Source organism: Aquimonas voraii, assembly GCF_900101825.1.
GTDB lineage: Bacteria > Pseudomonadota > Gammaproteobacteria > Xanthomonadales > Xanthomonadaceae > Aquimonas > Aquimonas voraii.
In genome coordinates this window covers 257941-272478 of the sequence record NZ_FNAG01000002.1, presented here as the reverse complement: position 1 = coordinate 272478, position 14538 = coordinate 257941, and the positions used below count along the sequence as shown (strand labels likewise).

10 protein-coding genes and 1 riboswitch are annotated in these 14538 nt (G+C 70.0%); of the genes, 3 read left to right on the top strand and 7 right to left on the bottom strand.

What is annotated here, in order from left to right:
• Window positions 1–82 precede the first annotated feature (82 nt).
• The 5 genes from BLP83_RS05860 to BLP83_RS05840 form a co-directional block, all read right to left on the bottom strand.
• Complete coding sequence (locus tag BLP83_RS05860; protein WP_091240034.1) at window positions 83–2074, bottom strand: bifunctional DedA family/phosphatase PAP2 family protein; 1992 nt, start codon at window positions 2072–2074, stop codon at window positions 83–85.
• Window positions 2075–2118: 44 nt separating this feature from the next.
• A complete protein-coding gene (locus tag BLP83_RS05855) occupies window positions 2119–3825 on the bottom strand; it encodes a L,D-transpeptidase family protein (protein ID WP_176764029.1) in 1707 nt (568 codons plus the stop codon).
• A gap of 276 nt (window positions 3826–4101) precedes the next feature.
• On the bottom strand, window positions 4102–4824 hold the full coding sequence (locus BLP83_RS05850; RefSeq protein ID WP_091240030.1) for a murein L,D-transpeptidase catalytic domain family protein: 723 nt from the start codon (window positions 4822–4824) through the stop codon (window positions 4102–4104).
• A 360-nt stretch (window positions 4825–5184) separates the two neighbouring features.
• Window positions 5185–5625 carry an NfeD family protein gene (locus BLP83_RS05845; RefSeq protein ID WP_245679968.1) on the bottom strand — a complete coding sequence of 147 codons (441 nt, stop codon included), beginning with the start codon at window positions 5623–5625 and terminating at the stop codon, window positions 5185–5187.
• A gap of 5 nt (window positions 5626–5630) precedes the next feature.
• A complete protein-coding gene (locus BLP83_RS05840) occupies window positions 5631–6599 on the bottom strand; it encodes an SPFH domain-containing protein (protein ID WP_425388971.1) in 969 nt (322 codons plus the stop codon).
• Between the two features lie 249 nt (window positions 6600–6848).
• On the opposite strand from BLP83_RS05840, the gene BLP83_RS05835 reads away from it, so the two are divergent.
• Both BLP83_RS05835 and BLP83_RS05830 read left to right on the top strand, forming a co-directional pair.
• On the top strand, window positions 6849–7661 hold the full coding sequence (locus BLP83_RS05835; protein ID WP_091240025.1) for a hypothetical protein: 813 nt from the start codon (window positions 6849–6851) through the stop codon (window positions 7659–7661).
• A 34-nt stretch (window positions 7662–7695) separates the two neighbouring features.
• Window positions 7696–7971 (top strand): carboxypeptidase-like regulatory domain-containing protein, encoded by a 276-nt coding sequence (locus tag BLP83_RS05830; protein ID WP_091240020.1) that lies wholly within the window; start codon window positions 7696–7698, stop codon window positions 7969–7971.
• Between the two features lie 163 nt (window positions 7972–8134).
• On the opposite strand, the gene BLP83_RS05825 is transcribed toward BLP83_RS05830, so the two are convergent.
• Window positions 8135–9394 (bottom strand): multidrug effflux MFS transporter, encoded by a 1260-nt coding sequence (locus tag BLP83_RS05825; RefSeq protein ID WP_091240874.1) that lies wholly within the window; start codon window positions 9392–9394, stop codon window positions 8135–8137.
• A 345-nt stretch (window positions 9395–9739) separates the two neighbouring features.
• Here BLP83_RS05825 and BLP83_RS05820 point away from each other — a divergent pair, with 345 nt between their 5' ends.
• Window positions 9740–11236 (top strand): hypothetical protein, encoded by a 1497-nt coding sequence (locus tag BLP83_RS05820; protein WP_091240018.1) that lies wholly within the window; start codon window positions 9740–9742, stop codon window positions 11234–11236.
• A 306-nt stretch (window positions 11237–11542) separates the two neighbouring features.
• Here BLP83_RS05820 and BLP83_RS05815 read toward each other — a convergent pair whose 3' ends face one another.
• Window positions 11543–14317: a serine/threonine-protein kinase gene (locus BLP83_RS05815; RefSeq protein ID WP_091240016.1), complete on the bottom strand. Its 2775-nt coding sequence runs from the start codon at window positions 14315–14317 to the stop codon at window positions 11543–11545.
• Between the two features lie 132 nt (window positions 14318–14449).
• Window positions 14450–14528: riboswitch (S-adenosyl-L-homocysteine riboswitch) on the top strand.
• Window positions 14529–14538: the final 10 nt, after the last annotated feature.

Below are 14538 nucleotides of genomic sequence, written 5' to 3'. Positions count from 1 at the left end.
CGCTTCGCTCCCGAGCATCGCAGGATGGAGCCGCCTTGGCTTGGGACAGGTCGCGCTCGCCACGCCGCCGGCCGCCTGCGCTTCAGTCGGCGTCCGCACGCAGTCGGAGCACGCCGGCGTCCGCCTCGCCCGCCTGCCAGGCTCCGGCATCAGCGCGCAGCTGCTCCAGCGCCGGCGAGGTCTCCGGCTGGGCCGCCCAGTAGCGCACGAAGCCGTCGCCGCGGGTCGAGTAGCGCAGGGTGTGGACCGTGCCCAGCCAGAGTGGCTCGCCTGCGGGCAGCAGGCGATAGGGCGCAGCCCACAGCCGCAGCACGACGCGATCGCCATCGACGCCGCTGGGCTTTTCCATCAGCAGACTCTCTGGCCGGCCGAGGTGGGTGGTCGGCATGATCGGAAGCTGTACCGCGTCGGCCTTGTCATCCAGCATGCGCAGCAGGCCGCGCCAGTCGCCGGGTTCGATGCGCTGCCAGCCGGCGGCTTCAAGCAAGGACTGGAGCCGCGCGGGTTCGCCGGCGTACTGAAGGTTCAACGGCCAGGCATCGCGATCGCGCAGCTCGTTGCGGCGCTCGGGCAGGCGCAGCGAGGGGTCGGCGTCGAGCCAGCGCTGCAGCGCCACCTCCTGCCGCTCGATCGGCTGCACCCACTGGGCGAGCCGCGCGGACGAACGCTCGCCCGCCAGCAGCATGACCGACAGCAGGGCCGCGCCGAAAAACAGCGCCGCCAACGGCTTCATCCAGAAGGCGCGCACCGTGCGACGCCGATACGCGATGCCCAGCGCGGTCGTCCACAGCAGGCCCAGCGACGCACCGGCCAGGACCTCGGACAGCCAGTGCGTGCCCAGGTAGAGCTGGGCGAAACCGACCAGGCCGACGACAAGCGCCGCCACCACATAGGGCCAGACGCGCGCCCGTCCAGGCAGCTCGCGCGCGATCAGCACTGCGAAGAAGCCGTACACGCTCGCGGCCAAGGTGATGGGCAGCGAGGGAAAACCGTGGCCGCTGGGCCCCACCGCTGTGGGCGGCGCGGGCAATTCGATCAGCCAGCCGAGCAGCAGGCTGATCAGCGCGGCCACCAGCGGCGCGGCCAGCCAGTGCCAGGCGGCAACGCGCTGGCGCCGCCACCACAGCCAGGCGAAGGCCAGCAGCACGGGCCCGATCAGCAGCAGCGGCTCGCCGAGCGTCGACAGCCCGCCCATGAGCGGGTCCGCCAGTGGATGACGCAGACCGAACATCAGCTGGTTGGCCTGGGTATCGAGCCGTGAGGGCGCGTCACCGCCATGCACCGAGACCAGCAACTGGAAGAAACCCCAGACCGCGCCCATCAGGCCCAGCGCAAACACCAGCAGCGAGGGCGATTCGCGACGACGCGGATCGATCAGCGCCTCCGAGTAGCGGCCAAGCACCGGATGCCGATGCGACCAGTCGAGCGCGGCCGCAAGCAGCCCTTCCGCATGCGGGACCAGCCAGCGCCAGAGGTAGAACACGCTGGCCCACAGCGCGGCCACCAGGGCCAGCACCAGGGCGATCACGATGGCCAACCGGCCTGCGACCGCAGCCACCAGATCCAGCGAGGCGCCGAACAGCCAGCCCGGCAGCAGGAAGGCCAGCGCCCACAGCAGCGCCGCCGCGGTGGTGGCCAAGACATACCGCTGCGCCGGCATTGCCAGCATGCCGGCAATGGCGGGGATGAAGGGCCGGATGGCGCCAACGAAGCGGCCGATCACGAGGCTCTTCATGCCGTGTCGGCGGAACAAGGCATCGCCGCGCGCCAGCCACTCGGGATGCTGCGCGAAGGGCCAGCGCTGCTTCAGCGAATCGCCGTAGCGGCGCCCGGCCACATAGCTCACGCCGTCGCCGCAGAAGGCGCCGAAGGCAGCGCAGGCCACGGCGTAGGCGCCATCGATGTGGCCCAGTCCAACCATGGTGCCGACCGCGAACAGCAGGGGCGCGGCGGGCACGACCACGCCAATGATCAGCAGTGCATCGCAGAAGGCGATCAGAAAGATCACCGCGCCTGCCGCCAGCGGGTGGGCGGCGATCCAGTCGATCAGTGCATTCCAGCGCGAGGATTCCATGCGCGGATTCTAGGCGGCCCGCCGGGCGGTCGGGCGGACGCTGCTCATCGCGCGGCCCTGCGGCCCAAGGCGTCGAGCACGCGCGCATCGCGGCCGTAGAGGTCGTCAATCAAGCGCAGCCGGCCGGCTTCGTCGCTGACCACGGTCAGGTACAGCACGTGGACCGGCAGCGGCCCGGCGAGGTCGACGCGGGTCTCCTGCCCGCTTGCGACGACTGCGTCTATGCGCGCGCGATCGAAGCCGCCGACGCCGTCCAGCACCCATTCGGCAAGACCCAGCGCATCCTCGACGCGGATGCACCCTGAGGAGAAGCTGCGGCGCACTCGCGAGAACAGGCTGCGGCTGGGCGTGTCGTGCAGGTAGACGTCGTGGTCGTTGGGCAGGATCAGCTTGACCTGGCCCAGAGCATTGGCCGGCCCGGGCCGCTGGCGCAAACGATAGGGAAAACGGTCGCGGGAGAGCTGGCCGAAATCGACACTGGCCACGTCGACAGGCTGGCCTTGCGCGTCCAGCAGCGCGAAACCGCCGCGGGCGAAGGCCTCGGGGTCGCGTTGGAACAACGGCAGCTTGTCCTGGGTGGCCAGCCGCCGCGGCACCTCCCACCAGGGGTTGAACACGACGTAGCGCAGGTGCGCCGAGAAGCTCGGGGTCTGCCGGTAGCCCGTGCCCACCACCACCCGGTACACGCGTTCGATGCGGCCTTGATCCCAGGCCTCAAGCCGGTAATCGGCGATGTTGACGCGCAGGTGCCGGATGCCGAGATCCGCAGGCAGCCAGCGCCAGCGCTCGAGGTTGACGCGCAGCTGATCGACCCGTTCAGCCGGCCCTCGCGCGAGCTGGGCCAGGGTCATTGGCCCCGCCACGCCGTCGGGTTCGAGGTTCAGGCGCTGCTGATAGGCCTTGAGCGCGGCTTCGAGCCCGGCGTCGAAAAATTCCCGCGGATCGCCCCCGGACAGCGCCGCCGTGGCTGCCATGCCGTCCCCTGGGCCTGCGGGTACCGTCTCGATGGAGGCGGCGGCGTCCGCCGCCGGCGGCGCGGGCGACGGCTCGGCGGCATGACCTTCCGCGCGCAGCAGGGCTCGCAGCTGGGCGACGCGCGGGCCGTGATCGCCGAGCTTCAGGCTCACGCCCGGCGCCACCGGCAGCGGTCGCGGTGCATCCTGCTGGGCCTGTTCGGCGGCCAGCGCGGACTGCAGCGCACGGTAGAACGCGTCCTGTGGCGCCAGCGCCTGCAGCACGGCGGACACCTGACCCGAGTCCAGCGCGATCTGCAGGGCGGCCGGGGCTTCGAGGCTTGGGCGCTGCGCGGTCCAGTCGGGCTCCACGCGGACGGGATCGATGCGCCCGCCGCGCAGATGCGCTGCCAAGGTCATCCAGGCATCGCTGGCCAGCAGCTCCTCGGCGAGGGTGCATTCGCTGGCCGCGCGCAGGGGCTCCAGGTGGTAGTCGCGCGGCTCCAGGCCATGGCCAGCGCTGGCTTCGAGCGCCAAGAGCAGCTCGGCGTAGGCGGCCCCGCAGCCGGCCTCGGTCCAGGCCAGGCGATAGCCGCGAGCGGCATAGAAGGCGCGCACGGCATCCGGCGCGTGCAGGGGCTGGCCCTGCACCTGCAGGGCTTGGCCGTGCTCACCCAGCAGCGCCTGCAGCGGCGCGCTGGCCGCGGCCGGGAACGGCTCGGGCTGTGCGGCGGCGGCGAGGGCGAACAGCCCGCCCAACAGCAGCAGGCCGCGGCGGCAAAGCAACGGAACACGCATCGGGACGCTCATCGAAACCAGGCAAGGCCCGCAGGATCGCAGTCCGCATTGTGCCGGCCGTGGTTCGATGGCGGGCAGAGCGTGTCCAGGGCAAGGCTGGAGAATTCATCGTTGCCGCGCGCCATGGACGGCGCACCCTCGGATCGATCACGCGATGCCTGAGCCGGCGCGACCGAGCGAAGCGAAGGGGTCGCCGCGTAGCGGCCGAACGGGTCCGGACAGGTGTCGGACTCGCGACCACGGATGAAGACGAGGAAGGACTTGATCCGTGTTGCCTCAGGGCGCGCCGGCCGGGCTCTGCGGGCCCGCGCGCCCTGCCCTCGCCAACCTCAGGCAGGACAGGCTGCGCGCATTGGCCAGCCAGACAGGGTCGGGGTAGTAGGCGAACAGCAGCTGGCCATGGCGCAGCTGGTTGATCAGCGGCCGGGCCACTTCCGAACGCACGGCCGGACAGCCGTGGCTGCGGCCGAGGCGGCCCTGCGTCCGGGCGAACTCGGGGTCCACGTAGGGCGCACCGTGCATCACGATCGCACGCTGGCGGGCGAGGTCATTGAAGCCCGGATCGAGGCCGTCCATGCGCAGCGAATAGCCGTTGGCGCCGTGGTAGGTCTCGTCGGTGACGAACAGACCGAGGCTGGTCTGGTGGCTGCCTTCGATGTTGGAGAACTCGGTGGCCAGGTTGTCGCCGCTGCCGCGGCCGTGAGCGACATGCTCGGCGTACAGCAGGCGCTCCCGCGCCATGTCGAACACCCACAGGCGCGGCTCGGTGGACGGCAGGGAGTAGTCGATCACAGCCAGCCGCCGCGCCTGCGGCGCCTCACCGCCGCGACGCGCGCAGTCATAGGCGGACACTGCCAGCTCCAGCACCTCGGCCTTCAGCCCGGGCGCCTGCTGCAGCAGGCGCTTCGACAGCTCACCGGCGAAAGAGGGACTCAGGCTGCAGGCAAGCACCGCAAATGCGGCAAGACGGACGACTGGACGCAGGATCGATAGACGCATGGGGTCCGGAGCTTACGTGCCCCGCCCCGCCGCGTCGCGTGACCGCGGCCACAGCCGGCGGCGTGAGCGGGCCGTTCACGGCGGATCAAGCGTCCAACGCCGCCCGCCAGCCGCGTGCGCAGAGCGCGGCGAACACTGCGTTCTTCAAATCGAAATACCCTGCCTCGGGCATCGTCTCGACCCAGCCGCTGCATGGCCGAGCCCGTCGCTGATCGCGATCGATCAGGACATCCAGATCGCCGCGCCCGGGCAGGAAAACCACAGCCTGCCGCCAAGGCCAGCGATCACCCAGTTCGAGCGCGATCCGCAGAGGCGAGGTGCACGCGATCCGTAGCGTCGGGACACTGACCCCTGCCTCACTCAAGCCGCCTCCACCTGGACCACGGTGCCATCCACCGCCATCACCCGAACCCGCGTTCCCTGCGGCAGATCCGGGCCCTCGGCCCGCCAGAAGGCGTCGCCGATCTTGAGCCGGCCGCGGCCGTCGACAATGGCCGATTCCAGCGGAAACACCTGTCCGACCAACTGCGCGCCGCGCCGGTTGAGCGTGGGGTGATCCTCCGGCTTGGCGTTGATGCGCGTGCGCAGCCTCCAGCCGATGCCGACCGACACCAGGCCCAGCACGCCGAACAGGAACCACTGGGCGACCGGCTCCAGAGGCAGGAACAGCGCAAACAGCGCCGTCGCAGCCGCCGCAAACCCGAGCCACAGCAGGAAGCTGCCGGGCACCAGCGCCTCGGCGGCGAACAGGGCGAGTGCGACGCCCCACCAGAACCACGGCGACTGCATCCAACTGTCCATGGCGATCACTCCACCTTGAAGCTGGCGGCGCCAGCCGGACGCGGCGGCGGGGTCGGCGCCTTCGGCGCCGTGTCGCCACGATTGGCCTGGGCGAGATCCGCGATGCCCGCGAGCGCGCCAAGAATGCCGGTGCTTTCCATCGGCAGCAGCAGGGTCTTCTGGTTCGGGCTGCGCGCGAACTCCTTCATCGCCTCGACGTACTTCTGGGCGACGAAGTAGTTCACCGCCTGCACATCGCCCTTGGCGATGGCCTGGCTGACCATCATCGTCGCCTTGGCCTCGGCCTCGGCGAGGCGCTCGCGCGCCTCGGCATCGCGATAGGCGGCCTCCCGGCGGCCCTCGGCTTCGAGGATGGCGGCCTGCTTTTCGCCCTCGGCGCGCAGGATCTCGGCGGCGCGGTGACCTTCGGCATCAAGAATGTTGGCGCGCTTCTCGCGCTCGGCCTTCATCTGCCGGGCCATCGAGTCGACCAGGTCGCGCGGCGGCTGGATGTCCTTGATCTCGATGCGGTTGACCTTGATGCCCCAGGGATGTGTCGCCTCGTCGACCACGGCCAGCAGCTTGGCGTTGATCTCGTCGCGCTTGGACAGCGACTCGTCCAGGTCCATCGAACCCAGCACCGTGCGGATGTTGGTCATCGTCAGGTTCAGGATCGCGATCTCGAGTTGCGCCACCTCGTAGGCTGCCTTGGCGGCATCCAGCACCTGATAGAAGACAACGCCGTCCACTTTGACCACGGCGTTGTCGCGGGTGATGACGTCCTGGCTCGGCACGTCCAGCACCTGCTCCATCATGTTCATCTTGCGACCGATCGCATCGACCCAGGGAATGATGAAGCCGAGGCCGGGCGGCAGGGTGTGGGTGTAGCGACCGAAGCGCTCCACCGTGTACTCGAAACCCTGAGGCACCGAACGCACGCCCTTGAACAGGGTGATGAGGACGAAGCCGATCAGGATGACGACGAAGATGCTCATTGAATCCTCCATGGGGGCCTCCGGGGGCTGGATGCGGTGATCAGAAACGGGGGCGTCGCGTGCCGCTGCGGATGCTACGTGAGCGCCTGCGGCATCGCGATGCAGACTGCAGGCCCGGAGGAGGACGCCGCGCCCTGCGCTTCGTGACTGGCTGCGCGCTACCGCCACCCCGCGCTTCGCCCCCGCGGGGCCATTGGCTACACTGCCGGGCGGCCCGTCACGGGCCATGTTCCACAACCGGGGAAGGGCATGGGAATTCTGGACGAACTCAAGCAGGAAGCCGAACGCCGCCGCACCGGCGAGATGGCCGCGTTGCAGGAGGAGCCCAAGGAAGGCCTGTGGACCGAGCGCCTGGGCCCCAAGGTGCAGAACCTCTACGAGTTCCTGAAGCAGCTCAGCACCCACCTGAACGAGCTCAAGAAGCGCATCCGCGTGGTCTACAGCCTGCCCGGCTACGGCGATGTGGTCGCCCAGGTCGAGGCGCCCTACGCGCTGCGCGCCACGCCGGGTGCCGACAACGTCGAGATCCAGTTCGAGTGCTTCGCCACGGTGGTGTCCGAGGAATGCCCGGTGCTCGAGACCGAGGGCTTGGTGCGCACCCAGGCGGTGAGCCAGATCTTCAGCAAGCACCGCCTGTCGGGCCTGCAGGAAAGCCGCAAGAACGCCAATGGCGAGGTGGTGGCCGGGCGCTTCCAGGCGCGCGGACGCATCCCACTGACGCTCAGCATCGAGGCCGGCCAAGCGCTGGGCGTGGCCCGCATCACGCTCACCAATTTCTACGGCTTCGCCACCACGGTGCGCAGCTTCCGCCACCAGCAGCTCACGCCCGAGCTGTTCGATTCGCTGGGCCGCTACCTGACGCATGACGACGCCAGCTTCGGCCGCGAAAGCGTCGACGAGGAGGTGCGTCGCACGCTGGCCGCCAAGGTGCAGCGCGAGCAGGCCAAGCGCCGCATCGAGCAGGACCTCGCCGAACAGGCCGTCGAGGATGAAGAGCGCGTGCGCAGCCTGATGGCCGGCAGCCGGCTGGTGCAGATGATCCAGAAGCTGATGGGCCGTTGAGACCGTGCGGCTCGCCTGCCGGGCAGCCCTGTGCGTGCTCCTGTACGGCCCGTCGGCCCGCGCGAAGTGTCTGATTCCGATCGTGGAGATCAGCGGCCGCGTGCTGGATCAGTCAGGCGCGCCCCGCGCCGGCGCGGTGGTTGCGGTCGCCTGGGAAGAACGCAAGAGCATCGGCGGCCCGCAGGTCAGCACCAGCGATGCGCAGGGCCGGTTCCTCCTGCGCTTCCAGTTCAATACCTTCACCCGCAGTCGCCTGCTGTTCGGCGAGAAGTGTTCCGAGCGCCTCGACAGGGTTCGCCTCTCGGCGTAGGCGGGTGACGAACGGGCCGAGTCGCGCTGGGTGGCCTTGCAGGACTACGTGGGCGAGGTCGATCTGGTACTGGCGGCCGACCCCGAGGCAGGCGATCACCGCCGCGACAACTGACGCGTGCGCGGCAGGCATGGCGAAGCGGCTTGCGCGGGGCCGTGCTCGATCAAAGCCGCTCGGTCGGCTCCAGCCCGGGGGCCTCGCCTGCGTGCGGCGCCTGCAGCACGTGCCGACTCTGCCGCAAATACAGGCCCCAGAAGCCGATCGCCAGCACGCAACCGGCCAGCGCGGTCAGGGCGAGCCCCAGCACGCTGCCGCTGACCAGCGGCGAGATCAGCCCGGCCACGCCGGCATTGATCAGCAGGCTGACGAAGCTCTGCATCGATGAGGCCGCGCCGCGGTGACGCGGGTAGAGGTCGAGAATGGCGAGGGTGACGATCGGGAACACCAGCGCCACCCCGACGGAATTCAACGCGATCGGCAGCACCGCCCAGGGAAAGCGCGGCGTCTCGGCAAGTGCGGCGTAGGCCACGCCCGACAGCGTGGCGAACAGGCAGATCCCGAAGCCGATCGACGCCGCGCGGCGCGCGCTCAGGCGCCCTGCGCTGCGCCCTGAAAGGAAGGCACCGAGCGCCATACCGCCCACCGCCGGCGCGAAGAACCAGCCGAACTGCTGTTCGTTCAGGCCCAGGTGCTGCATGACGAAGACGGGCGCCGAACTGATGTAGATGAACAGCGCGCCGAAGTTGAGCGTGCCGATCACGCTGAGCGTCATGAAGGTTCGGTTGCCCAGCATGGCCACGCTGGTCTTCCACAGGCTGCCGGCGGAGAACGGCAGCCGCAGGCTCGGCGGGTGCGTCTCCGGCAAGGCCACCGCGGTCACCAGCATCAGGGCGGCGGCGAAAGCCACCAGGAACCAGAAAATCATCTGCCAGTTCGACCAGCCGAGGATCCAACCGCCGACGATGGGCGCAATCGCCGGGGCGATCGTGAAGATCATCGAGATCTGGCTCATCAGCCGCTGCGCATCCGGGCCTTCGCGCAGATCGCGCACGATGGCGCGGCCGACGATGATTCCCACGCCAGAACTCACGCCCTGCAGCGCGCGCCACACCAGCAGTTCGGTCAGCCCGTCCGACAGCGCACAGCCCACCGACGCCAGCAGGAACACGGCGATGCCCACCAGCAGCACCGGCTTGCGGCCCCAGGCGTCCGATACGGGCCCGTGGATCACGCTGGCCAGGGCATAGGCGAACAGATAGACGCTGATGCTCTGCTGCATCGCTGCGGCCGTGATCGCGAAATCGCGCTGGATCACCCCGAAGGCCGGAAAGATGCTGTCGATGGTGAACGGCCCGAACATCGCCAGACCGCCGAGGATCAGAGCGAGGCGAAGCTGCGGAACCTGCGGGCGGGAATCTGGCATGGACAACTCGTTCAAAGGGCGACGGCGCCACAGGGGCGTCTGAAGCCGCGGACCCGCATGGTGCCGCCAAACCGTCTGGCGCGGTCAGTGCCAGAGGGGTGAAGCGCTAAGAAAGCCTGAAGCCCGTTTCGCCGCGGCCTGGCAAATCGCGCGGCCGGGTTCCGTGACCTGACAGGAGCGGACTTCAGCGGGCACGCCCGCTCGCGCGGCCGCACCACGGCCCCATACGACTGGCCCCGAGAGCCACTCGACAAAACCGCGCAACCGGGTCGGGGCGCGCTTCGCCACGCCCTCCGCCACCGCGACTTCGCCCGTCCAACCTGGCATTCCCATGAGGCGATTCCAATGAAAAGCAGACCTGCAGAATTCAGCTTCCATCGACGCAGCTTTCTGGCCTCCGGCGGCGGTTTCGCGGTCGGCGCGGCTTCGCTCGCGGGCATCGCGACCCTGCCTGCGGCCGAGGCCAAGCCGCCGCGCTGCGCCAGCGACGCCTCGAGCGACGGCTTCCACAGCACCTGGGGATCGCTTCGCCTGGCGCTGCTCGAAGCGGGCAATCAGCGCTTGGCACTGCCGCTGATCATCCGCTCGCCGGACGGCGGCGCCACGATCGATCTCAGCGGCTCGAACCCGCAGATCCGTCTGGGTCGAGGCGCCTCCGAGCTGCTGCTGGAACCCAAGGGCCTGAAGCTGGCCGGCGACCGCCGCATGCGCCCCTGGAACGGGGATTCCGTCGCGGCCCTGCTCGCGCACCTGAGTGCACGCCAGGATCTGCAGCGCGACCTGTTCGCGCTGCGCACGGCCGTGTTCGCGGCATATCCGGAATACCTCGCGCGGACCGGAGCCACGACGTTCAAAGCCCTGGCGCAGCAGCAGGCGCGCAGCGCCGCCCGCATCGCCGCATTCGGGCGCAAACCGACTTCGAACGAGCGCTGCCGCGTAGAGACGGTGGTGGAGGAAACCACCCGCACGGTTCGCACCACGGTCGAGCTGATCGTGAGCGCTGCCGAGCGCTATGCGGCCTGCAGCGAGCGCTGCGACCGGCGCTTCCTGTCGCGCGGGCGCGAGGATGTGGTTGGCTTCACGCTCTGCGAAGCCGACTGCCTGGCCTCGGGCTTCGTCGACCTCGTGGTCGGCACCGTCGAGCTGGTGGAAACCCTCGTGGAGACCGTCACCCGGCAAGTGCTGGAGTGCTCTGGAAAGGCGATCAAGGATCACTGGATCGATCCTTTCCGCGGGCGCTTCGACGTGAGCCCGCAGGCGGGCCTGCTGGCAGGCGCAAGCGCGGTGCAGTCGGCGATCCCCGCGGAACTGCTGCCGAAAGCGATCGATGTGCTGGTCAAGATGGTCAAGAACTTCCCGGCAGCGATCCAGTGCGTGGCCAATGGCCGCTGGTCGATCACCGAGCTGCAGACGGTCGGCGTGGAAATCGAGGGCGTCGGCCAGGTTCCCCTCGGCATCACGGTGTGCATGGATCACGACTGCGCGATGAAGCTGCTGGGTGCAGGGCTTGCCGCGGATGCCTTCAGCATCATCAACCAGCTGATCGTTCTGGGCACCGAGACAAGCGTGGCCGCGCTGGTCGCCCAAGCCGGGCTGACCGGCGCGGCAGCCGCCGTCGCGACCCAGGTGGTGCTGGGCATGCTGGCGGTGCTGATCGTCCTGATGGTGCACCTCTTGATCGTGGCCGGGCAGATCGTGGTCTACGAAAGCCTCGGCCTGATCGAGGAAGGCATCTGCATCACCCATCCCTCGCTGCCGGTGATTCTTGCCGGCGTGGCCAACCCGCTGCTCGGCTTGCTGGCACTCGGCAACATGCCCCTGATCGTCACGCCGCGCGATTGAAACCGCGGGCGACCGAAGTCGACGGCGCGGATCTCCCCGCGCGTGCTCGGCTTCGGCCGCCCGCCCCCGGCCGCGGCACGCAAAGCGCTGCGCATCCGGTCGATCCTGGCTTGGGAGGGGGGTGGCAGGTCGGACGCGGGCCCAACCGTGTCGACCTTGGATCCAGCGCTGAGCTGCTCGATCTGCGGGCGCGCCACCCTGCAGGGCGCGCGGCCACGCGCGAGGCCTCAGCCGTGACCTGAGGGGCCGGTTTGCGCGGCCCTGATCACGGGCGTGGATGCCGCCGGGAGCGCCTCAAGCCCCGCCTCAGGACAGACCGAGCTCGCGCGCCCAGCGTTCGGCAAGCGCGCGCGTCACCTCGGTGGGCCGCACCGCCTGCCGCAGCACCGGCAGCGCCTGGCGCAGCAGTGCGCGCGCCTGTGCGACCTCACCGCGCAGCTGATGCACCCGGGCACGCTCGATCTGCAGACTGGCGACATCAAAGGCCGCGCCACCCGAGCTTTCGAGGAGGACGAGGCCTGCGTCGAGCGCGCGGGCGGCCCCCGCAAGATCGCCCTGCAGCGCCAGCAGGTGGCCGCGCACGCGCGCCATGTAGGCGTAGATGGCGTGATCCTCCGGCAACAGCGCACGCATGCGCGTCTCGGCCACCGCCAAGGCGTCGAAACCGCGTTCGGGCTGCCCCAGATGGCGCGCCAGCACGGCACGCTGCCAGGCCAGCATGGCCGGCTCGAAGGCGTCCGGGCCATCCAGTCTCAAGGCCTCGCTTTCCAGCGACTGCAGGGTCTCGAGCGCCTCCTCGCCGCGTCCCAGCAACCCGAGTGTGCGTGCGCGCGAGCGCTTGGCCTGGCGCAGCCGCAGGCTGTCCACGGAGGGCTCGCTGCGTTCGAGCACGGCGATGCCTTCATCGAACAGCTGCAGGGCGCGCGGATAGTCGCCGGCGGACTCCGCCACCGAAGCGAGATTCAGCAGCAGCGGCGCGCGCTCGGCCGGCACCTCGGCCAGCGGATCGCTGGCCGCCAGCGATTGCTCGAAGGCCTCCTGGGCCTCGCGGAAGCGCGCCTGCTCATTGAGCGCCAGGCCGAGCGCATTGAGCAGGAACGCCATCCGCGAATTGCGCTCGCCCACGGCACGCGTCTGGATCTCGATGGCCTTGCGCGCGAGCGCCTCGGCTTCGCCGGCACGCCCCAGCTGCACCAGGGCCTCGAGGCGGCCGCGCAGGTAGGTCACGCGCTCGGGTGCCTCCGCCGCCACCCTGCCCTGCATCAGCGCCTCGCCGGCATCGAGCACCTGCAGCGCCTCCTGCGGGCGGCTCAGGTTGTTCAGCATGCCGGCCAGGGCCTGGTGCGCATTGGTCAAGACATCGAAGGGCGCATCGGGCAGCGCCGAGGCCGCGAGCACCTCGCGCCACAGCGCTTCCGCGCGTTCGAAATCGCCCAGCCGGTAATGCGCATACGCGAGCTGGTCGGCGCTGTGCAGTCGCTGCACGGGGTCGTGCGGCGCATGACGCTGGCGCAGCGCCCAGGCGCGCTCCGCCTTTTCCAGGCCGGCCTCGGGTTCACCCAGCAGGCCCAGCATGCTCGACCAGGCGTCGAGATCCTTCGCCAGGGCCAGCGCCTCATCCGGATGCGCGGGGTCGGCCTCGGGAATGCCCCGCGCCAGCAGATCGACCGCGATGCCAGGCTCGCCCAGCGCCACGTACAGATGCCCGAGGACGCGACGCACCTCGTCCTGCACGCGCGGGCGATCGGCGAGCACGCCCTCGAGATCGCCACGCGCGGTGTCCGCCAGTTCGCGCACGCTGATCTCGCGCTTCTGGATGCGCTCGGGCGTCAGCGCGACCAGCGTGCGCGACAGGAAGCCGAGCGCCGCGCGCGCGTCGGCCGCGGCATTCTCGGCGCGCTCACGGTCGGCCAAGGCGATGGCCTCGGCGACCAGCGCGCGATCACGCTCCACATCCAGCCGCCATACGAAGAGCAGTGCGGCGACCAGCAGTCCCGCCGCCACCGCCACCCCGGCGCGGTGCCGGCGCGCGAACTTGCGCAGCCGGTACAGCGCGCTGTCGGGTGTCACGCGCACGGTTCGCCCATCCAGCCAGCGCTGCAGATCCGCCCTCAGGGCTTCCACCGTGGGATAGCGCAGGCCAGGGTCTTCGGCACTTCCGGCTTGGAGAATGCCGCGCAGCTCGGCGTCGAGTTTCAGCCCGATGAAGCCCGGCGGCAGCGCCACGGCCTGCCCCGGCTGGCGCTCGCCCGTCAGCATCTCGCGCAGCAGGATGCTGAGCCCGTAGACGTCGGTGGCGGTGGTGATCAGCCCGCCCGCACGCTGCTCGGGGCTGGCATAGCCCGGTGTCCACACCCGCGTCGAGGTCTGCCGGCTGTCCGCGCCCTGGCTCACGTCCACCAGTTTGGCGACGCCGAAATCGAGCAGACGCGGATCGCCGTCGGCGCGCACCATCACGTTGTTGGGCTTCAGGTCGCGGTGGATCACCAGCCGCTCGTGCGCGTGCTGCACGGCATCGGCGATGCGGTCGAACAGGGCCAGGCGCTGGCGCAGGTCCAGCGGATGCTCGGCCAGCCAGTCAAGCAGTGTCCGGCCATCGACGTACTCCATCACCACATAGGGCTGGCCGTCCTCGGTCTCGCCGCCGTCGAGCAGGCGGGCGATGTTCGGGTGATCGAGCTGGGCCAGGATGCGGCGCTCATGGCGCAGGCGCCGGCGCTCGTCTTCGGTGGGAAAGCCGCGGATCAGCTTGATCGCGACCTTTTGCTCGAAATCGCCGTCGGCGCGCTCGGCCAGCAGCACCGTGCCCATGCCGCCGGCGCCCAGTTCGCGCAGCACCCGCCAGGGCCCGATGCGCGCGCCTTCGCGCACCTCACGCGCAGCCACTTCCAGCACATCGGCCACCACCCGGCCCAGCGGGTCCTGCGGCGAGCGAGTGTCGCCAGCATCGAGCGCAAGCAGTCGCTCCAGCTCGGCGCGCTGCTCCGGCGGCAGCTCGGCGAGGCGCGCGCGCTGCTCGTCCACTGGCAGGTCCGCCAGCGCGTCGAACAGCTCGGCCAATCGCCAGGAATCGCCTGCCATGGTTTTCTCCAGAGTGCGCGCAGCATACGGTCGTGGGGGACGCCCCGACACCTGCCCTGCAGGTCGCCCTGCGAGGGCGTGATGGGCACCTTGATCCGGCCTGCGAATCACCCCGGTATACTTCGCGGCTGTCGCGCCGAGGGGCGCTGCGACCGGGTTCGATCCGGCCAGGCTCGGAGCGACTCTCCACGTACAACGGCGCCCGGTGACCGCGACGATCA